General features: G+C 73.9%; 15 protein-coding genes, 1 pseudogene and 1 riboswitch. Of the genes and pseudogenes, 7 read left to right on the top strand and 9 right to left on the bottom strand.

Going from position 1 to position 18,964, the window contains the following annotated elements:
- Window positions 1-61: 61 nt before the first annotated feature.
- The 7 genes from ACIQFU_RS31465 to ACIQFU_RS31435 form a co-directional block, all read right to left on the bottom strand.
- A complete protein-coding gene (locus ACIQFU_RS31465; protein WP_402556050.1) occupies window positions 62-2,626 on the bottom strand; it encodes a polynucleotide kinase-phosphatase in 2,565 nt (854 codons plus the stop codon).
- Window positions 2,623-4,116 carry a 3' terminal RNA ribose 2'-O-methyltransferase Hen1 gene (locus ACIQFU_RS31460; RefSeq protein WP_402556048.1) on the bottom strand — a complete coding sequence of 498 codons (1,494 nt, stop codon included), beginning with the start codon at window positions 4,114-4,116 and terminating at the stop codon, window positions 2,623-2,625. The genes ACIQFU_RS31465 and ACIQFU_RS31460 overlap by 4 nt, the downstream gene beginning before the upstream one ends.
- 162 nt (window positions 4,117-4,278) lie before the next feature.
- Entirely contained in the window at window positions 4,279-5,202 is a 924-nt protein-coding gene (locus ACIQFU_RS31455; RefSeq protein WP_402556047.1) for an LLM class F420-dependent oxidoreductase, read from the bottom strand.
- Window positions 5,203-5,272: 70 nt separating this feature from the next.
- On the bottom strand, window positions 5,273-5,743 hold the full coding sequence (locus ACIQFU_RS31450) for a DUF6099 family protein (RefSeq protein WP_402556045.1): 471 nt from the start codon (window positions 5,741-5,743) through the stop codon (window positions 5,273-5,275).
- A 177-nt stretch (window positions 5,744-5,920) separates the two neighbouring features.
- On the bottom strand, window positions 5,921-6,283 hold the full coding sequence (locus ACIQFU_RS31445; RefSeq protein ID WP_402556043.1) for a nucleotide pyrophosphohydrolase: 363 nt from the start codon (window positions 6,281-6,283) through the stop codon (window positions 5,921-5,923).
- Window positions 6,280-7,506, bottom strand: a complete 1,227-nt coding sequence (locus ACIQFU_RS31440; RefSeq protein WP_402556041.1) for an ATP-binding protein — start codon at window positions 7,504-7,506, stop codon at window positions 6,280-6,282. Before ACIQFU_RS31440 ends, ACIQFU_RS31445 begins: the two co-directional genes overlap by 4 nt.
- 134 nt (window positions 7,507-7,640) lie before the next feature.
- Window positions 7,641-8,033, bottom strand: a complete 393-nt coding sequence (locus tag ACIQFU_RS31435; RefSeq protein WP_402556040.1) for a cell division protein SepF — start codon at window positions 8,031-8,033, stop codon at window positions 7,641-7,643.
- Between the two features lie 220 nt (window positions 8,034-8,253).
- Here ACIQFU_RS31435 and ACIQFU_RS31430 point away from each other — a divergent pair.
- Window positions 8,254-11,389: pseudogene (locus ACIQFU_RS31430) on the top strand (FAD-binding and (Fe-S)-binding domain-containing protein).
- Window positions 11,390-11,414: 25 nt separating this feature from the next.
- On the opposite strand, the gene ACIQFU_RS31425 reads toward ACIQFU_RS31430, so the two are convergent.
- On the bottom strand, window positions 11,415-11,879 hold the full coding sequence (locus ACIQFU_RS31425) for a hypothetical protein (protein ID WP_402556038.1): 465 nt from the start codon (window positions 11,877-11,879) through the stop codon (window positions 11,415-11,417).
- A 303-nt stretch (window positions 11,880-12,182) separates the two neighbouring features.
- Between ACIQFU_RS31425 and ACIQFU_RS31420 the strand changes: the two genes are divergently transcribed.
- From ACIQFU_RS31420 to ACIQFU_RS31395, 6 genes are all read left to right on the top strand, one after another.
- Entirely contained in the window at window positions 12,183-13,541 is a 1,359-nt protein-coding gene (locus tag ACIQFU_RS31420; RefSeq protein WP_402556036.1) for a chloride channel protein, read from the top strand.
- 125 nt (window positions 13,542-13,666) lie between these two features.
- Window positions 13,667-14,128, top strand: coding sequence for a potassium channel family protein (locus ACIQFU_RS31415; protein WP_402556128.1), 462 nt, complete (start codon window positions 13,667-13,669; stop codon window positions 14,126-14,128).
- 192 nt (window positions 14,129-14,320) lie between these two features.
- Window positions 14,321-14,506, top strand: a riboswitch (cobalamin riboswitch).
- A 29-nt stretch (window positions 14,507-14,535) separates the two neighbouring features.
- Window positions 14,536-15,240 (top strand): energy-coupling factor ABC transporter permease, encoded by a 705-nt coding sequence (locus ACIQFU_RS31410; RefSeq protein ID WP_402556034.1) that lies wholly within the window; start codon window positions 14,536-14,538, stop codon window positions 15,238-15,240.
- Window positions 15,237-15,593 carry an energy-coupling factor ABC transporter substrate-binding protein gene (locus ACIQFU_RS31405; RefSeq protein ID WP_402556033.1) on the top strand — a complete coding sequence of 119 codons (357 nt, stop codon included), beginning with the start codon at window positions 15,237-15,239 and terminating at the stop codon, window positions 15,591-15,593. The genes ACIQFU_RS31410 and ACIQFU_RS31405 overlap by 4 nt, the downstream gene beginning before the upstream one ends.
- Entirely contained in the window at window positions 15,594-16,343 is a 750-nt protein-coding gene (gene cbiQ / locus ACIQFU_RS31400; protein ID WP_402556031.1) for a cobalt ECF transporter T component CbiQ, read from the top strand.
- Window positions 16,340-17,224 (top strand): ATP-binding cassette domain-containing protein, encoded by an 885-nt coding sequence (locus ACIQFU_RS31395; RefSeq protein WP_402556029.1) that lies wholly within the window; start codon window positions 16,340-16,342, stop codon window positions 17,222-17,224. The genes cbiQ and ACIQFU_RS31395 overlap by 4 nt, the downstream gene beginning before the upstream one ends.
- Here the strand turns inward: ACIQFU_RS31395 and ACIQFU_RS31390 are convergent.
- On the bottom strand, window positions 17,213-18,838 hold the full coding sequence (locus ACIQFU_RS31390; protein ID WP_402556027.1) for an MFS transporter: 1,626 nt from the start codon (window positions 18,836-18,838) through the stop codon (window positions 17,213-17,215). The genes ACIQFU_RS31395 and ACIQFU_RS31390 overlap by 12 nt on opposite strands.
- Window positions 18,839-18,964: the final 126 nt, after the last annotated feature.

The raw sequence follows: 18,964 nt of genomic DNA, 5'->3' as shown, positions 1-18,964 counted from the left end.
GTTCGGGCGCACTGGGCCCGGCCGAGCCGCCCCTGGTGGGCGACTCGGCCGAAAACGTACGTCACAGGCGCGGGTCCACCGGCTCCGACTCCAGTGCCAGCACTGCGAACACCGCCTCGTGCACGCGCCACAGCGGCTCGCCGTCCGCGAGGCGGTCCAGGGCCTCCAGGCCGAGGGCGTACTCGCGGATTGCAAGGGACCGCTTGTGGTTCAGGGACCGGTGCCTGAGCCGGGCGAGGTTGTCGGGGCGGGTGTACTCGGGACCGTAGACGATCCGCAGGTACTCGCGGCCCCGGCACTTGACGCCGGGCTGCACCAGGCGGCCCTTCTCGTCGCGTACGACGGCGCCGACCGGCTTGACGACCATGCCCTCGCCGCCGCGGCCGGTCATCTCCAGCCACCAGTCGGTCCCGGCCGCCACCGACTCGGGGTCGCCGGTGTCGACGTACAGGCGCCGGGTGGTCCGCAGCAGGCCGCTGCCGTCGTGCTCGACGAGCCGGTCGATGAGGGCGAGCTGCTCGTCGTGCGGCAGTGCGGCCAGGCTGCGGCCCTGACCGGCGAGGATCTGGAACGGGGCCAGGCGGACCCCGTCCAGGCCGTCGGTGGGCCAGCAGTAGCGGCGGTAGGCGTCGGTGAAGGCGGCCGCGTCGGCGGACCGGGCGCGCTGGCGGTCGAGGAGGTCCCCGACCGCCGCCCCGCGCGCGGCGGCGCCCTCCAGTGCGGCCAGCGCGCCCGGGAACACCGCGCCGGAGGCGGCGCCCACGGCGGCGTACTGGGAGCGCAGCAGCCCGGACGCCTTGAGCGACCACGGCATCAGCTCGGTGTCCAGGAGCAGCCAGTCGGTGGCCAGTTCCTCCCACAGCCCCGCCTCGCCGATCGCGGTGCGCAGCCGGCCGAGGATCTCCTCGGTGACCGGTGCGTCGTCGAGGAAGGGGCGGCCGGTGCGGGTGCAGAGGGAGCCCGTGGGGCCCTCCACGCCGAAGCGGGCGCGGGTCGCCTCCGCGTCGCGGCAGACCAGGACCACCGCCCGCGAACCCATGTGCTTCTCCTCGCACACGACGCGCTCGACGCCGTCCGCCGCGTACTGCGCGAAGGCCTCCTTCGGGTGCTCCAGGTATCCCTCCACGCCGGAGCCGGCGGTCGGTGCCATGGTCGGCGGGAGGTACGGCAGCAGGCGGGGGTCGGTGGCGAAGCGGCTCATGACCTCCAGGGCGGCGGCCCCGTTCGCCTCGCGCACGGTGATCCGTCCGGCGTGCCGGGTCTCCACCGTCCGGCGGCCCTGGACGTCGGCCAGGTCCAGCGGGCGGCCGTCGTGCCCGCCGGGCGCCTCCGTGCGCAGCGGCTTGGCCGGCTCGTACCAGACCCGCTCGGCGGGTACGTCGACGATCTCCCGCTCCGGCCAGCGCAGCGCGGTGAGCCTGCCGCCGAAGACGGCGCCGGTGTCGAGGCAGATGGTGTTGTTGAGCCAGGTGGCCTCCGGGACGGGGGTGTGGCCGTAGACGACGGCCGCGCGGCCCCGGTAGTCCTCGGCCCACGGGTAGCGCACGGGCAGACCGAACTCGTCGGTCTCGCCGGTGGTGTCGCCGTACAGGGCGTGGCTGCGGACCCGGCCGGAGGTGCGGCCGTGATACTTCTCGGGCAGCCCGGCGTGGCAGACCACCAGCCTGCCGCCGTCGAGGACGTAGTGGCTGACCAGTCCGTCGATGAACTCCCGCACCTCGGCGCGGAACTCCTCGCTCTCCCCCGCCATCTGCTCGACGGTCTCGGCGAGCCCGTGGGTGTGCTGGACGGTGCGGCCCTTGAGGTAACGGCCGTACTTGTTCTCGTGGTTGCCGGGGACGCACAGGGCGTTGCCCGACTTGACCATGGACATGACGCGGCGCAGGACGCCGGGGCTGTCCGGGCCGCGGTCCACGAGGTCGCCGACGAAGACGGCGGTGCGGCCCTCGGGGTGGACGCCGTTCGTGTCGTAGCCGAGCTTGGCGAGCAGGGTGTCCAGCTCGGCGGCGCAGCCGTGGATGTCGCCGACGATGTCGAAGGGGCCGGTGAGGTGGGTGAGGTCGTTGAAGCGCTTCTCGGTGACGACGGTGGCGTGCTCGGCCTCCTCGGCACCGCGCAGGACGTGCACCTTGCGGAAGCCCTCGCGCTCCAGGTGGCGCAGGGAGCGGCGCAGTTCGCGGATGTGGCGCCGGATGACCCGGCGGGGCATGTCGGCGCGGTCGGTGCGGCCGGCGTTGCGCTCGGCGCAGACCTGCTCGGGCACGTCGAGGACGACGGCGATGGGCAGCACGTCGTACCTCCTGGCCAGGTCGATCAGCTGACGCCGGGCGTCCTGCTGCACGTTGGTCGCGTCGACGACGGTGCGGCGGCCGGCGGCGAGCCGCTTGCCCGCGATGTAGTGCAGGACGTCGAAGGCGTCGCGGCCGGCGCTCTGGTCGTTCTCGTCGTCGGCGACCAGGCCCCGGCAGAAGTCGGAGGAGATGACCTCGGTCGGCTTGAAGTGGCGCCGGGCGAAGGTGGACTTGCCGGAGCCGGAGGCGCCGATCAGCACGACGAGGGAGAGGTCGGTGACGGGCAGGGCGCGGGCCCGCGCGGGGCCTTCGGGGGTGGTCTCGGGGGTGCTCATGCGGCCTTCGCCTCCTTCTCGGCCGCGGTGCCGGCCGGGGTCCCGGCCGGGGTCCCCAGGCCGAACAGGGCCAGCTGGGTGGGCGGGCCCACCTCGGGGTCGTCGGGGCCCACGGGGCGGAACTCCACGTCGTAGCCGTGTCGTTCGGCGACCGCTCCGGCCCAGGTGCGGAACTCGTCGCGGGTCCACTCGAAGCGGTGGTCGCGGTGGCGGAGGCGCCCGGCGGGCAGGCTCTCCCAGCGCACGTTGTACTCGACGTTGGGCGTGGTGACGACGACGGTGCGCGGGCGGGCCGCGCCGAAGACGGCGTACTCCAGGGCGGGCAGCCTCGGCAGGTCGAGGTGCTCGATCACCTCGCTGAGCACGGCGGCGTCGTAGCCCTTCAGGCGCTTGTCGGTGTAGGCCAGGGAGCCCTGGAAGAGCCGGACGCGTGCGGCCTGCCGCTCGCCCATGCGGTCCAGCCCGAGCCGCCGGGAGGCGATGGTGAGGGCGCGCACCGACACGTCCACGCCGACGACCTCGGTGAACCGCGGCTCCTTGAGCAGCTCGCGCACCAGGTGTCCCTCGCCGCAGCCGAGGTCGAGGACGCGGGCGGCGACGTGGTCGCGCAGCGCGGTGAGGATCGCCTCGCGGCGCCGCACGGCGAGCGGGGTGGGCTTCGCCTCCTGCTCGGCCTCCGCCTCGACCGCGTTGTCGATCTCCTCGACCTCGCTGTCGTCGGTCTCGGCCAGCCGGATCAGCTCCAGCCGGTCCATCGCCTCGCGGGTCAGGGACCAGCGGCGGGACAGGTAGCGGCTGGTGATCAGCTTCTGCTCGGGGTGGCCGGGCAGCCAGCCCTCACCCGCCCGCAGCAGCTTGTCGACCTCGTCCGGGGAGACCCAGTAGTGCTTGGCGTCGTCGAGCACCGGGAGGAGGACGTACAGGTGGCGCAGGGCGTGGGAGAGGGTGAGGGCCCCGGACTCCAGCACGAGCCGGACGTAGCGCGAGTCGCCCCACTCGGGGAACTCGGTGTCCAGCGGCACGGACTCGACGGCGACCGCCCAGCCGAGCGGCTCGAACAGGCGCCGTACCAGGCCGGGGCCGCCGCGGGCGGGCAGCGCCGGGATCTCGACGCGCAGCGGCAGCGGCTCGGCCGCGCGCTCGGGGCGGGCCCCGCACACGCCGCGCATGGCGCTGGAGAAGACGTTGCTGAGCGCGACGGCGAGGAGGGACGAGGCCGCGTACGGGCGGTCGTTGACGTACTGCGCGAGGGCGGCGTCGGGGGCGCCGCCGCGGCCCTTGCCCTTGCCGCGCCTGACCAGCGTCACCGCGTCGACCTCCAGCAGCAGCGCGGCCGTGCAGCGCTGTTCCCCCGCCTCCGGGTAGAACACGTGGGCCGTGCCGAAGGAGGTGGAGAACGCCTGCGCCTTCTCGGGATGCTTGTGCAGCAGGAAACCGAGGTCGGTCGCGGGGTGCTCGGGGGTGCCGGTGGTGGTGACGGTCAGGAACATGGGCCTCTCCGGCCGGGTCGGCGGTGCAGCGGACGACTGCTGACGCCGTACGCGCGGGAGCCCCCGGGGCGGTACCCCGAGGGCTCCGGCGGAACGACGGTCACACGATCGCACAGGGCGGGTGACCGGCGCCTTCGGTTATCGGGCCGGCCGGCGGTGGCCTCAGGCCAGTTGCGACTGGACCTGGGAGGAGATCAGTTCCAGGTGGTCCAGGTCGTCGAGGTCGAGGATCTGGAGGTAGATCCGCTGGGCGCCGGCCTCGGCGTAGCGGCCGATCTTCTCGACGACCTCGGCCGGGGAGCCCGCGAGGCCGTTGGCCTTCAGCTCCTCGACCTCGCGGCCGATGACGGCGGCGCGCCGGGCGACCTCGGCGTCGTCCTTGCCGACGCAGGCGACGAGCGCGTTGGAGTAGGTGAGCGCGTCGGCCGGGCGGCCGGCCGTCTCGGCGGCGGCCCGTACCCGGCCGAACTGGCGCTCGGTGTCCTCGATGGAGGCGAAGGGCATGTTGAACTCGTCGGCGTACTGACCGGCCAGCCGCGGGGTGCGGGTGGCGCCGTGACCGCCGATGAGCACGGGAACCTTGGCCTGCGCGGGCTTGGGCAGCGCGGGCGAGTCGGTGAGGTCGTAGTACGTGCCGTGGAAGTCGAAGGTCTTGCCGGTCTCGGTGGCCCACAGCCCGGTGACGATCGCCAGCTGCTCCTCCAGCCGCCCGATCTTCTCCTTCGGGAAGGGGATGCCGTACGCCTTGTGCTCCTCCTCGAACCAGCCCGCGCCCAGGCCCAGCTCGACGCGGCCGCCGGACATCTGGTCGACCTGGGCGACCTGGATGGCGAGGACGCCGGGCAGCCGGAAGGTCCCGGCGGTCATCAGGGTGCCCAGGCGGATGCGCTTCGTCTCCCGGGCGAGGCCGGCGAGGGTGATCCAGGCGTCGGTGGGGCCGGGGAGGCCGTCCGCGGCGCCCATGCGGAGGTAGTGGTCACTGCGGAAGAAGGCGTCGAAGCCGAGGTCCTCGGTGGCCTTGGCGACGGTGAGCAAGGTGTCGTAGGTGGCCCCCTGCTGGGGCTCGGTGAAGATACGGAGATCCATGTCTCCCATCCTGCCTGCTCGACGCGGGTGTCCGGCACAGGCTCCGGCCGCGCCGCGCGGAACGCGGGCCCTAGCCTGCCTCCCGCTGCGGTAAGTGCGCGTCGCGGTCCGCCAGTTTGCGGAGCATCTCCAGGACGCGGTCCCGTGACTCGTCCGCCGCGTCGATGGCCTCCATGCACTGCCAGTACGTCGCCTCGTCGTCGGCGGCGCAGGCGACGCCCACGAGGGCGATGCCGGTCTCGCCGAGCAGGGTGCCCAGGCGCATCAGGGCCTGCCTGGCGTCCCCCAGTTCGGTGAGCTGGGCGGCGCGCAGCTCGCCCGGGGCCAGCTCCGGGGTGCGCAGCACTCCGCAGCCGCGGCCCGCCAGCTCGGTCAGTCCGAGGGCCTCGCCGCGCAGTTCGGGTGGTCCGTGGACGGCCAGCCGGCTGCCGATCGCCTGTGCCAGTGCCTGCACCTGCCACACCTCCCTCAGGACCTCCGGCACCTCGCCGCCGGCGGCCAGGGCGCGCCCACTCGTCACGATGAGCCGCACAGCGTCCATGCGCTGCCCCCGTCTGTTCCGACGCGCGCGCGGCGCGTCCGCCCGAACTCCGTTGTCCACTACCCAGAGTGAAGGCGTGTGGGGCGAAAAGCCAGAGGAAGGTGGAAATCTTCGGACAACAAATTGATTTCTGGCCGGATTTTGACTTCGGAGAGTGATAACGGAGTGCCTGGCTCCTCAGTCGGCTTCTCCTGGTCCGCCTTCCGGGGCGCCCGGCACGGGGAAACGGGACTCGTTGCGCTCGATCTTCGCGTCCAGCGCGGCCAGCGGATCGATCCCGAGCACCTCGCAGAACTGCAGCAGGTAGGCCAGGACGTCGGCGACCTCGTCGCCGACCCGGTGCGCGGTGTCCGGGTCGCTCATCACGCGGGCCGACTGCTCGGGCGTCAACCACTGGAAGATCTCCAGGAGTTCGGACGCCTCCACACTGAGGGCCGCGGCGAGGTTCTTGGGGGTGTGGTACGGCTGCCAGTCGCGCGCGGCGGCGAACTCGGCCAGTCTGCGCCGCAGGGCCGCGAGGTCACGGGGATGATCGGTCACGGGTCCAGGTGTACCACCGTGACGCCGCACGGCCCGCCCCCGCCCACCGCTCCGGCCGCCCCCGTGGCCCACGACGCGTCGGCGACCGCTCCGAGGAAGCGGATGTGCCCCCGGTCGCACATCCGCGCCGCCAGCCGGAGCAGTTCGGCGCGCTGGCGCACGTCGAGGCCGCGGTCGAAGCCGTCGGCGAGGACGGTGAGCGTCTGCAGGGCGGCGGGCACTTCGCCGGCCGGGTCGACCTCCAGCACCCCGGGGCCGGTGAACAGCACGAGCGCGAGGGCGAGATAGCGCAGTTCGCCGTAGCCGAGGCGGGCGAGACCGGTACGGGCGCCGCCGCCCCGGTCGATCAGCGCGCGGACCACACCGCCGGCGTCCGGTTCGGCCAGGACGTCCTCGACGGGGCCCGCGCATCCGGTGCGTACCGCCGCGACGAACTGCGCGTGCCGCCGGCCGCACTCGGCGCGGGTGCGCCACAGCACGTCGGCGAGGTTGTCGCAGCCGCCGAGCAGGTGCCCCGAGCCGGTGGGCACGGGCTCGCGCATCCGGCCCGGCCGGGGATCGCAGGCGAAGACGGAGCGCAGGGCGACCACCATCTGCTCGGCCGCCGCCAGCACCCTGCGCTGCCCGTCCGTCTTGCCGGCCACCCGCAGCGGCAGCAGCGGGGTGCCGAGCCGGTCGTCCGGCAGGGGGGCGCGGGTCACGGGCGCCGACCCTGCGGTGTGCCAGGCCGCCTGCACGGTACGGCGGCCGGGGTCGCGCAGGGCCGTCTCCAGGAGCACGACGCCGTCCGCCGTCAGCCGCTCCCCCACGATGCGCAGCTCGGGCTCGCACTGCACGGCGACGTCCAGGTGCACCGGCCCCTCGGCCCCGTCGGCCGTGCAGCCGATGCGGAAGCCCCGGCGGCGCTGGGCGTCGGGCCGGGCCCGCTCGGGCACGCAGGCACCCGGGTCCGGGAACACCGCGCCGAGTTCCGCGCCGCCGCCGAGCCGGGCCAGGGCCTCGTACGCCCTGAGCGCACTGGTCTTGCCGCTGCCGCTGGGCCCGGCCAGCAGGGTGAGCGGACCGAGCCGCAGCACGGCGCGCCGGTGCCCGGCGAACGCGGCCAGCCTCAGCTGGGTGACACGGGGCCGGTCGGGATGCGCCATGCCGGACGCCGGCGACGCGGAGGGCCCGGACAACGCGGCGGGTGCCGGTGACGGGGAGGACGCAGGTGACGCTGCCATATGCGGACCGTAGGACTCCGCGGAACGGCGAACCGTTTTGCCCGGACGGCTTTCCTACGATCGGGGGACCGGGCGGTCAGGGCCGGGGCGGCCGTCACTCCCCGGGGCCCCGCCCTCTCCCGGCCCGCGGCATGTCACATCCCGGTGACCCCCACCGCGCCCTCCATCAGCCCGTTCACCTCGGTCCCCGCCGGGGTCAGCAGGAAGACGTTGCGGTCGACGCGGTGCATTCCGCTGGCCAAGCCGAAGACGACGCCGGTGCTGAAGTCCAGGACCCGCTTGGCGACGTCGCCCTCGGCGCTGGTCAGGTCCAGGAGCACCGGAATGCCCGCCATCAGGGTCTCGGCGACCTCGCGGGCGTCCGCGAACACGTTGACCCGCAGTACGACGAACCGGCGGCGCCGCTCCGTCTCCGCCTCCGGCATCGCCCGGTGGCCGACCGCCGACGGCCAGGCGTCGCGCCCGCGCAGCGGAACGACCTGGGCGAGCCCTTCCCACTGTTCATCGGTGACGTCGTGGCTGTTCACCGGCTCCCCCGATTTCACTCGCCTTCATTGCCTGCACCAGCCAATTCTTACGCCAAGTCACCCGTTCGGCCCAACAGCGACACGGTCGGCGACGCTCCGTGTCCGGTGATTGTGCGGCTGATTGTGCGGCGCCGGGCCGGGTATTCAGCGATCGCCGTCGCGCCCGGGCGGGTACCGCCGCCGTGCCGACGGACGTACACCGTCACACGGAGGAGTGCCCATGGGTGCGCTGGATCTGCCCGAGCCGGTCACGCGCGAGGGGGCACCGCCTCCGGTCGACACCGCGGCGCTGGAGGCGGCCCTGCGCGGCCGGGTGGACGGGGAGATCCGCTTCGACGCCGGAAGCCGGGCCGCCTACTCCACGGACGCGTCGAACTTCCGCCAGACACCCGTCGGCGTGGTCGTCCCGCGCACCCCGGAGGCCGGGACGGAGGCGGTTGCCGTGGCGCGGGAGTTCGGCGCGCCCGTGCTCTCGCGCGGCGGCGGGACGAGCCTGGCCGGGCAGTGCACCAACGCGGGCGTGGTCCTCGACTGGTCGAAGTACTGCACGCGGATCGAGTCGGTGGACGCCGACGCCCGCACCTGCGTCGTGCAGCCCGGCATCGTGCTCGACGACCTGAACCGGCAGCTCGCGCCGTACGGCCTGCGCTACGGGCCCGAGCCCGCCACCCACGCCAACTGCACCCTCGGCGGGATGATCGGCAACAACTCCTGCGGCGCCACCGCGCAGGCGCACGGCAAGGTGGTGGACAACATCGCCCGCCTCGAAGTGCTGCTGTACGACGGCACCCGCTTCTGGTGCGGGGAGACCGGCGACGCGGAGTACGCCGAGATCGAACGGCAGGGCGATCTGCGGGCGACCGTGTACCGGCGGCTGCGCGCGCTGCGCGACACCTACGGGGACGAGGTCCGCCGCCGGTTCCCGGACGTTCCGCGCCGGGTCTCCGGCTACAACCTGGACTCGCTGCTGCCCGAGTACGGCTTCGACGTGGCGGGGCTGCTGGTGGGCAGCGAGTCGACGCTGGTCACCGTGGTGCGGGCGGAGCTGGAACTGGTGCCGGTGGTGAGGGAACGCTCCCTGCTGGTCCTGGGGTTCGACACCATCGACAAGGCCGCCGACGCGGTGCCCGGCATCCTGCCGCACGAGCCGATCGCGCTGGAGGGGGTCGACGCCCGGCTGGTCCGCGACGAGCGGATCAAGCACCTGAACCCGGAGGCGCTGGCCGAGATGCCGGAGGGCAACGCCTATCTGATGGTGCAGTTCGGCGGGGACACCGTCGAGGAGGCCGACGCGCGGTCGCACCGGATGCTGGAGGCCCTGCACCGCTCCGAGCACGACGCCGACTGCGCGTTCCTGGACGACCCGTCGCACGAGCAGGACCTGTGGCAGGTCCGCGAGGCCGGGCTCGGGGCCACCGCGCACGTCCCCGGCAAACCCGACACCTTCGAGGGCTGGGAGGACTCGGCGGTCTCCCCCGAGAAGCTGGGCGACTACCTTCGGCGACTGCGGACCCTGTTCGAGGAGTTCGGGTACCTGAGCGACACCGGCCCGAGCCTGTACGGCCACTTCGGGCAGGGCTGCGTGCACACCCGGATCCCGTTCGACCTGTACACCGCCGACGGGGTGGCGGCCTACCGGAGGTTCATGGAGCGGGCCGCGGACCTCGTCGTCGAGTTCGGCGGCTCGCTCTCCGGCGAGCACGGGGACGGGCAGAGCCGGGGAGAGCTGCTGTCCCGGATGTTCGGGGACCGGCTCGTCGAGGCGTTCGGGCGGCTGAAGAGCGTCTTCGACCCGCTGGACCGGATGAACCCGGGGAAGGTCGTCGCACCGTACGGGCTGGACGAGAACCTGCGACTCGGCGGTGACTGGGCCCCCCTTCGAGGAGCGTGACCTGCACTTCCGCTTCCCGCACGACGGGGGTTCGTTCGTACAGGCCGCCAACCGCTGCGTCGGCGTCGGCAAGTGCCGGCAGCACACCAGCGACGGCACGGTGATGTGCCCGTCGTACCAGGTGACCCGGGAGGAGGAGCACTCGACGCGGGGGCGGGCCCGGCTGCTGTTCGAGATGCTCGACGGGCACGGGGACGGCGCGATCCGGGACGGCTGGCGGTCGGAGGCGGTCAAGGACGCCCTCGACCTGTGCCTGGCCTGCAAGGGCTGCAAGAAGGACTGTCCGGCGGACGTGGACATGGCCACGTACAAGGCGGAGTTCCTGTCCCACCACTACGAAGGCCGGCCCTGGCGCAGGCCGCGCTCGGACTGGTCGATGGGCTGGCTGCCTGCGCTCGCGCGGGTCGTGGGCCGCACGCGGCTCGCGCCGGCCGTCAACGCGCTCACGCACGCGCCGCTGCTGTCGAAGGCCGCGGTGCTGGTGGCGGGCGTGGCGGACCGGGAGGTGCCGCTGTTCGCGGAGCAGACCTTCGAGCGGTGGTTCGCGGACCACGAACCGGAGGGCGACGGGCACCGCGGGTCCGTGCTGCTGTGGCCGGACACCTTCACCAACCACTTCCACCCGCACATCGGCAGGGCGGCGGTACGGGTCCTCGAACACGCAGGATGGCGCGTGGAGTTGCCGCAGGAGCCGCTGTGCTGCGGGCTGACCTGGATCTCCACCGGGCAGCTGGGCACGGCGGAGAAGGTGCTCGCCCGTACCGTGCGCGCCCTGGCCGGGCACGTCCGGGCGGGCGGCCTGGTCGTGGCGCTGGAGCCGAGCTGCACGGCCGTGTTCCGGGCGGACGCGGCGGAGCTGTTCCCCGGCGACCAGGACGTGCTGCGGCTGGCCGAGCAGACGGTGACGCTCTCGGAGTTGCTCACCGAGCACTCCTCCGGTTACGAGCCGCCGCGGGTCCCGGACCGCTCGGCGCGTGCGCTGGCCCAGGTGCACTGCCACCAGCACGCGGTGATGGGCTGGGAGGCGGACCGGGAGCTGCTGCGCCGGGCCGGTGTGGACGCGGAGCGGCTGGACTCCGGCTGCTGCGGGCTGGCCGGCAACTTCGGCTTCGAGCGCGGCCACCTGGACGTCAGCGAGGCGTGCGCGGAGCGGGTGCTGCTGCCTCGGCTCCGGGAGGAGGACGAGTCGGCCGTCGTCCTCGCGGACGGGTTCAGCTGCCGTACCCAGATCCACGAGTTCGACAGCGGTGGCGACGAGGGCGTGCACCTGGCGGAACTGCTGGCTACGGCCCTGCCGGGCGGCCCCCGGACCGATCCCGGGTCCCCGGGCAGCGCGTACGGCACCGCGCCGGGCGCCCGGCCGGCTGCTCCGGGCCGCCGGGCACGGGTCCTGGCCCTGGCGTCCGCGGTCGCGGCCGTCGCCGCGGGCGCAGCGGTCCTGGCCCGCGGCCTGCGGCGCCGCTGAGCCCCGCCGACGTGGACGCGGAGTCTCAGGCCCGGGACGCGCTGTCCTGGCGGCTGGCCAGGGCCCAGATCACGAACACGTCCAGCGCCATCATGATCACGGACCAGACGGGCGAGTACGGCAGGAACAGGAACTGGGCGATCAGACTCAGCGAGGCGAGGACGATGCCCGCCATGCGCGCCCATGTCATGTCCTTGAGCAGGCCGTACCCGGTGACGAACACGAGGGCGCCGAGGACGACGTGGACGATGCCCCAGCCGGTGAGGCTCATCTCGTAGACGTAGGTGCCGATACGGGCGTACACGTCGTCCTCGGCGATGGCCGCAATGCCCTGCAGGACGGCGAGGGCGCCGTTCAGCAGCAGCAGTACGCCCGCGAAGACGACACCGCCGGTCACCCAGCCGCTGGTGCGGTCGCCCGAACGCTGGGCCCACGAGGCGTCGCCGCCGTGGGACGGCCGGCCGGGGGAGGGTTCGGCGTGCTGGCTCATGAGCGGAGTCCTTTCTGTGTCCCCCGTACGGGGCGCTGCTCTGTGTCCCCCGTACGGGGCGCTGCCCACCGGCGCGACGGCACCGACGGGTCGTTCAGAGCCTGCGGGCGTCCGCGCTCCCCGGCCACGTGGGTCCGCCGGACGGGTGAACCGCGCGCCGGGCGTGCGCGTGCGGGTCTCCTCGGCCTCGCGTTAACTGAACGGCATCCGCGGCCACGGGTGACCGGCGGACCCCGGGGCGGACGAAGGAGGGCGTGTGACGAGTCGGCCGCTGCCCCGACGGGGCCCGCGCGGGCGGGTTCCGTGACCGCGCCGGCGAACGCCGTTCCGGAACGGGCCGAGCAGTCCCTGCGGCAGACCCTGCTCAGCCCCGGCTACCGGCGGCTGTTGCTGCTGTGCGTGCTGCTGGGCGTACCCATCGCGCTGGCCTGCTTCTTCTTCGTCGGGCTCCAGCACGAGTTGCAGCACTGGGTGTGGAGCTCGCTGCCCGAGGCGGCCGGTTACGACGCTCCTCCCTGGTGGTGGCCGCTGCCCGCGCTGGTGCTCGCGGGGCTGGTCCTGGCGCCGATCGTGACCCGGCTGCCGGGCGGCGGCGGCCATCTGCCGGTGAACGGTCTGGGCGGCGCGCCCGTCGGCCCCCGCGCCCTGCCCGGCGCGGTGCTCGCCGCGCTGGCCACGCTGCCGCTCGGCGTGGTGCTGGGCCCGGAGGCCCCCCTCATGGCCGTCGGCAGCGGACTCGCCCTGCTGGCGGTGCGGCGGGCGGGCGCGGGCGGCGACCGGCGGGCGGGCGCGATCCTCGCCACGGCCGGTTCCACCGCCGCGATCTCCACCATCCTCGGCGGCCCGATCGCGGCGGCGGTCCTGCTCATCGAGGGGGCGGGGCTGGCCGGCACCCAGCTGGTCGCCCTGCTGCTGCCCTGTCTGCTGGCCAGCGCGACGGGCGCCCTGGTCTTCACCGGCTTCGGGCAGTGGACGGGGCTCGAGATCGGCGCGCTCTCCCTGCCCGAGCTGCCGCCGCAGGCCGATCCGGACGCGGGCGACTTCCTGTGGGGGCTGCCCACCGCCGCGCTGATCGCCGTACTGATCACGCTGGCGCGCGGCCTGGGACACCGCACCGTCACCTGGACCCGGCACCGCACCGCCACGCGCACCGTCGTCTGCGCCACCGCGGTCGGCGTCTGCGTCGCCGCCTACGCGCTGATCACCGGCCGTTCCCCGGCCGAGGCCGCGCTGTCCGGCCAGGCCGCCCTGGCCCAGCTCGCCGCGCACCCGCATGCCTGGTCCGTGGGGGCCCTGGTCGCGCTGGTCGCGTGCAAGGGGCTGGCCTGGGGCATCGCGCTGGGGGCACTGCGCGGCGGCCCGATCTTCCCGGCCGTACTGCTGGGCGCGGCGACCGCGTTGGCCTGCTCCGGGCTGCCCGGGTTCGGCGCGACCCCGGCCCTCGCCCTCGGCATCTCCGCCGCGGCGGCCGCGGTGACGGGACTGCCCCTGGCCGGCGCGGTCCTGGCGGTGCTGCTGATGGGCCGGGACGCCCACGACCAGACGCCGCTGATCGTCATGGGGTCGGTCGTCGCCTTCGTCGTCGCCCAGCTGGTGCGCCGCACCGGCGGGGAGGCGGCCGGTGCCGCGGGCGAGGCGGCGAAGACGGGCGGGGAGCGGTGAAGGACCGCACGGGCGGCAAGGACGGGGCGGACGGTACGGGCGGGAGGAACCGTCGGGCCGCACACCCCCGCACCGGCTGGGAAGCCGCCCGGCCCTGGCTGGTGCGCGGCGGTGCCGCGGTCGCCATGGTCGTGGTCTACTTCCTGCTCCCCCTCGACCACCTGGGTCCGCAACGGCCCGTGCTGAGCTGGGTGCTGTTCATCCTGCTGCTGACGGTCGTGGCCGTGCTGCTGCTCCGGCAGGTCCGGCACGTCCTCATCGATCATCCGGGCAGCCGGCCGGGCGTGGCCATCTCGCTGCTGATCGTGCTGTCGGTGCACGTCTTCTCGGCCACGTACTACTCCCTCGCCAAGTCCCCGGGCGAGTTCGCCGGACTGCACACCCGGCTCGACGCGCTGTACTTCACCGTGGTGACGCTCGCCACCGTCGGGTACGGGGACATCACCCCGCGGGGCCAGTCCGCGCGGCTCGTGACGATTCTGCAGATCACCTACAGCTTCGTCTTCCTCACGGCCGCGGCGACCGCGCTGACCACCCGGCTGCGGAACATCGTGGCCAGGCGGCCCGAGCGGGACCGCTCCCGCTGAAGCGGGCCCCGAAACCGCCGCGTGCCCCGCACCACAGGCGCGCGGAGATCTTCGCCACGTTCGGCGCGGCCGGGCGGCGGCTGGTGCCGGCCCGGCGGTGCCGGGCGTTTCCGCAGCCCTGAGGCCTGCCGGGCGGCCCGGCGGGGCGGGCGCGGGACCCGAGGCCCGCTTGTGCGCACCCCTGTGGGAGCACTACTGTCGCCACGCCTTGGTGAACGGGAAACCGGTGTGATGCCGGTGCGGCCCTCGCCACTGTGAATCGGGAAGTCCGGCTCCGGCCCTCACGGGCAGCCACTGGATCGCTTGCGATCCGGGAAGGCGGAGCACGGGCGGTGGTACCCGTAAGCCAGGAGACCGGCCAAGGCGCGTCGTCCATCCACGAGGTGCTGGAGAGGGTCTGCTGAGCCATGCACATAGCCGAGGGCTTTCTGCCACCGGCGCACGCGATCGCCTGGGGTGTCGCGTCCGCGCCGTTCGTCGTCCACGGAGTCCGGTCACTCACCCGTGAGGTCAGGGAGCACCCGGAGAGCACACTGCTCCTCGGCGCCTCCGGGGCCTTCACATTCGTCCTGTCGGCCCTGAAACTGCCGTCCGTCACCGGGAGTTGCTCGCACCCGACCGGCACCGGCCTGGGCGCGATCCTGTTCCGGCCGCCGATCATGGCGGTCCTTGGCACCATCACCCTGCTCTTCCAGGCGCTGCTGCTCGCCCACGGCGGGCTGACCACGCTCGGCGCCAACGTCTTCTCGATGGCGATCGTCGGCCCCTGGGCCGGGTACGCCGTCTACAAGCTCCTGCGCCGCTACGACGTGTCGCTGATGGTCACCGTGTTCTTCGGCGCGTTCGTCGCCGACCTGTCCACGTACTGCGTCACCAGCGTCCAGCTGGCGCTGGCCTTCCCGGACCCGAGCAGTGGATTCCCGGGCGCGCTCGGCAAGTTCGGCTCGATCTTCGCCGTCACGCAGATCCCGCTCGCGGTGAGCGAGGGCCTGCTCACGGTGATCGTGATGCGGCTCCTCGTGCAGTCCAGCAAGGGCGAACTGACCCGGCTGGGCGTGCTGCTGACGAAGACGGCCACCGCGGGCGCCAAGTCCGAGGCGGTGGCCCGGTGAGCCGCAACGCGAAGGTCAACACCCTGCTGCTGCTCGCCGTGGCCGCGCTGGCGGTGCTGCCGCTGGTGCTGGGGCTCGGCGACCACAAGGAGGAGCCGTTCGCCGGGGCCGACGCGGAGGCGGAGACGGCGATCACGGAGATCGAGCCGGACTACGAGCCGTGGTTCTCCCCGCTGTACGAACCGCCCTCCGGGGAGGTCGAGTCGGCGCTGTTCGCGCTGCAGGCCGCGCTCGGCGCGGGCGTGCTGGCGTACTACTTCGGGCTGCGCCGGGGCCGGCGGCAGGGCGAGGAACGGGCGCTGGTGGCGACGCCGGAGCCGACGGCACTCCGGGACACTCCCGCAGGGGACTGAGTGCTGCCGATCGACGCGGCGGCGCACGGCAGTCGCTGGCGCCGCCGCCATCCCGTGGACAAGGCCGTGCTCGGGCTCGGGCTGACCGTGCTCGCGATCTCGCTGCCGCCCTGGCCGGGCGCGGCGCTGGTGCTGGTGACGGCGCTGACGGTGCTGCTCGGCCCGGCGGGCGTACCCGGGCGCCGGCTGTGGCGGGCGTACCGGGTGCCGCTGGGCTTCTGCGTGACGGGTGCGCTGCCGCTGCTGGTGCAGGTCGGGGGCCCGGACGGGTTCCTGTCGGCGGCCGACGGCGGTGCGGTGCGCGCGGGTGGGCTGCTGCTGCGCACCTCGGCGGCCTCGCTGGGGGTGCTGCTGTTCGCGTTCACCACGCCGATGTCCGACCTGCTGCCGAGGCTGGTGCGGGCCGGGGTGCCCGCGCCGGTCGTGGACGTGGCGCTGGTGACGTACCGGATGAGTTTCCTGCTGCTGGACTCCGTGCGCCGGATCCGTGAGGCGCAGGCCGCGCGGCTGGGACACACCACCCGGGCGGCGGCCTGGCGTTCGCTGGGCGGGCTCGGCGCCACCGCGTTCGTGCGGGCCTTCGACCGGGCGGCGCGGCTCCAGTCGGGGCTGGCGGGGCGCGGATACGACGGCACCCTGCGCGTGCTGGTGCCCGAGGCACGGGTGTCGGTGCCGTTCACGGCGGCGAGCGTCGCGCTCCTCGCGGCACTGGCCGGTCTCACCCTCGTACTGGAAGGACCCCTGTCGTGAGCACACCGGCGCAGTCACCCAAACCGGCCCTGGTCGCCCTGCGGGGCGTGTCGTTCGCGTACGAGGAGGGTCCGGACGTGCTGGCGGGCCTGGACTTCGCGGTGCGTGAGGGGCGGGCGCTGGCACTCCTCGGCCGCAACGGCAGCGGCAAGACCACGCTGATGCGGCTGCTCAGCGGCGGACTTCGGCCGCGCACGGGGACGTTGACGGTCGGCGGCGAGCCGGTGACGTACGACCGCAGGGGGCTGACCCGGCTGCGGACCACGGTGCAGTTGGTGGTCCAGGACCCGGACGACCAGCTCTTCGCGGCCTCGGTCGGCCAGGACGTGTCCTTCGGGCCGCTGAACCTCGGTCTGCCCGACGCGGAGGTCCGGTCCCGGGTGGCGCAGGCGCTCGCCGCGCTGGACATCGCGGCGCTGGCCGACCGGCCCACGCACCTGTTGTCGTACGGGCAGCGCAAGCGGACCGCGATCGCCGGGGCCGTCGCGATGCGGCCCCGGGTGCTCGTCCTCGACGAGCCGACCGCCGGACTGGACCCGGACGGGCAGGAGCGGCTGCTCGCCACGCTGGACCGGCTGCGGGCCGCCGGCACCACCGTGGTGATGGCCACGCACGACGTCGACCTGGCCCTGCGCTGGTCCGACGACGCCGCCCTGCTCACGCCGGACGGCGTCCGCACCGGCCCGGCCGCCTCGACGCTGGCCCGCACCGGCCTGCTGCGGCAGGCCGGTCTGCGGCTGCCGTGGGGCGTCGCGGCGGCCGGACTGCTGCGGGCGCGGGGGCTGTTGCCCGACGCGGCGCCCGGTCCGCGTACGGCGGAGGAGCTGGCGGCGCTGGCCGACCGACGGGGCGGCGGGAGCGGGGACGGCTCAGCCCTTTGACCGGCTCGGCTCGGCGTCGTCCCGGTCCCGCGCCGGGCGCTGCGCGGAGTCGTCCCCCGCGGCGCGGCGGGCCCGGCGCCCCGGCAGGACGGCGAGGACGACGGCGGTGCCGACGGCCATGATGAAGCCGCCGACGAGGCTGGTCGTCGAGACGCCGTGGGCGAAGGCCTTGTGCACGGCGTCGGCGAGTGCCGCAGCCTGCTCGGGCCCGGCGGCCGGGTTGGTGGCGAGCCGCTCGGCGACGGCCAGTCCGCCGCCCACCGAGTCCTGGGCGGTGTCCAGGGCGGCGGCCGGGAGCCGGTCACCCACCAGGCCGGCCAGCTCGTCCCGGTAGGAGGTGCCGAGGAGAGAGCCCAGGACGGCGATGCCGAGGGAGCCGCCGAGTTCCAGGGCGGTGTCGTTGGCGCCGCCGCCGACGCCGAGCTCGCTCTCCGGGAAGGAGCCCATGATGGTGTCGGTGGCCGGGGAGACGCTGAGGCCGATGGCGAGGCCGAGCAGCAGCATCGGGGCGAGGAAGTCGGCGTAGGTGGAGCCCTGGTCGATCAGTGCCAGCAGGAAGACTCCGCCGGTGCCGATCGCCATGCCGGAGCCGACCATGGCCCGCACGCCGAGCTTCGGCGTGAGCCGCCCGGTCACCGCGGCGCCGACGAACACCGCCCCGGCCAGCGGCAGCAGCCGTACGCCGGTCTCCAGCGCGCCGTAGCCGAGCACGAACTGCAGGAACTGCGTGGCGTAGTAGATGGCGCCGTAGGTGCCGAAGAAGAAGAACAGCACCGCGAGCATCGAGCCGCTGAAGGGCCGCAGCAGGAACCTGCGCACGTCCAGCATGGGGTGCGGGTGGCGCAGTTCCCAGGCGACGAAGGCGATCAGGCCGACTCCGGCGACGACGGCCGCGGTGACGGGACCGGCTCCCCAGCCGAAGTGCGGGCCCTCGATGGTCGCGTAGACGAGGCTGCCGACGGAGACGATGGAGAGCAGGCCGCCGACGTAGTCGATGCGGCCCGTGCCGGCCGCCCTGGACGGCGGTACGAGGACCAGCGCGCCGACGACGGCGAGGACCGCGACGGGGACGTTGACCAGGAAGGTCGAGCCCCAGGCGTGGTCCTCCAGAAGCCAGCCGGCCACCAGCGGCCCGACGGCGATGGCGAGTCCGGAGGTGGCGGTCCAGGCGGTGATCGCGCGGGCCCGCTCCCCCCTGGGGAAGACCGCGACCAACAGGGACAGCGTGGCCGGCATGACGACGGCGGCGCCGACGCCCATGACGGCGCGGGCCGCGATCACCAGCCCCGTCTCGTGCACCAGGCTGCCCATCACCGAACCGCCCGCGAAGATCACCAGACCGGTGACGAGGGCGCCGCGACGGCTGTACTTGTCGCCGATCGCGCCGAGCACCAGCATCAGCGCGGCGTACGGGACGGTGTAGCCGTCGATGACCCACTGCAGGTCGCTGCTGCTCAGCCCCAGGTCGGTGGTCATGTCCGGGGCGGCCACGATCAGGGACGTGTTGGCCATGACGACGATCAGCAGGCTCAGGCAGAGCACCAGGAGAGCCCACCAGCGCCGGGCGTAGGGCCCGGGCATCTTCTCGACGGGGGTGGTGGCCAGTAGGGGCATGGAGGCTCCCGGAAACAAGCGAGGGCAAGTTAATTGCCCATAGGTGAGCAGACAAGAGCAGAATAGTTTGTTGCACATGGACGTGCAAATAAGGCGCCCACCAACCGGTGGGCGCCTGCTGAACGG

The sequence above is a fragment of the Streptomyces sp. NPDC093065 genome (assembly GCF_044754585.1).
Classification (GTDB): domain Bacteria; phylum Actinomycetota; class Actinomycetes; order Streptomycetales; family Streptomycetaceae; genus Streptomyces.
Note: the sequence above shows the minus strand (reverse complement) of the source record. Positions and strands in the feature narration are given on the sequence as shown.